At 70.6% G+C, this 1,021-nt stretch carries 2 protein-coding genes; one reads left to right on the forward strand and one right to left on the reverse strand.

Annotation, left to right across the window (positions count from 1 at the left end; all coding sequences use genetic code 11):
- Positions 1-332: ArsR/SmtB family transcription factor (locus IE249_RS35440; RefSeq protein ID WP_189711633.1), on the reverse strand; the 332-nt coding region annotated here is incomplete at its 3' end.
- A 105-nt stretch (positions 333-437) separates the two neighbouring features.
- On the opposite strand from IE249_RS35440, the gene arsM reads away from it, so the two are divergent.
- A partial coding sequence (gene arsM, locus IE249_RS35445) for an arsenite methyltransferase (RefSeq protein ID WP_189711635.1) occupies positions 438-1,021 on the forward strand: 584 nt, incomplete at its 3' end.

Below are 1,021 nucleotides of genomic sequence, written 5' to 3' on the forward strand. Positions count from 1 at the left end.
GCGGCGAGCCGGTCCAGGACGCCGGGCAGCACCCAGTAGTACACCCAGGTGCCGCGGCGTTCGCAGTCGATGAGTCCGGCCTGGCGGAGCAGTTTGAGGTGGTGGGAGATCGTCGGCTGGGACAGCTCGAAGGCCGGCGTCAGCTCGCACACGCAGACCTCGCCGCCCTCACCGCGCGAGGCGATCATCGACATGAGCCGGAGCCGGACCGGGTCGCCCAGCGCCTTGAACACCTTGGCCAGTTCGGCCGCCTGGCCCTCGTCCAGTGGTGCTGACAGTCCCGCGCAGCAGGCGGCTTCCCGCTCGATCGGCTCGAGCTCCTGTTTCGACATGCCTCTATGTTGACGTTTTTCGATTCAAGGCGCAAGGTTGCATCAATGAACGTCAATACAGGCCGTTCCGGGGCGCCGCCATGCCCCGACACCGAGGAGTGAGCCATGAGCGAGCAGTCCACCGACCTGCGCGAGACCGTCCGCCGGCGCTACGCCGCCGCGGCCGTGAAGGTCACCGAGGGCGGTGCCGCGTGCTGCGGACCGCAGCCGGCCGAGGCCGACGAGAACTTCGGCTCGACCCTGTACGCCGCCGACGAGCGCGGCGCCCTGCCCGCCGAGGCGGTCGCCGCGTCCCTCGGCTGCGGCAACCCGACCGCCGTGGCGGAACTGCGTGAGGGCGAGCGCGTCCTCGACCTGGGCTCGGGCGGCGGCATCGACGTACTGCTCTCCGCACGGCGCGTCGGGCCCACCGGCAAGGCCTACGGGGTGGACATGACCGACGAGATGCTGGCCCTGGCCCTGGCCAACGCCGAGAAGGCGGGTGCGACGAACGTCGAGTTCCTGAAGGGCACCATCGAGTCCGTCCCGCTGCCCGCGGCCACCGTCGACGTGGTGATCTCGAACTGCGTCATCAACCTGTCCGTCGACAAGGCCGCCGTGTTCGCCGAGACCTTCCGCGTCCTCAGGCCCGGCGGCCGCATCGGCGTCTCCGACGTCGTCGCCGACGACGCCCTCACGCCCGGACAGCG

Source organism: Streptomyces anandii JCM 4720 (assembly GCF_014650655.1).
Classification (GTDB): Bacteria; Actinomycetota; Actinomycetes; order Streptomycetales; family Streptomycetaceae; genus Streptomyces; species Streptomyces anandii.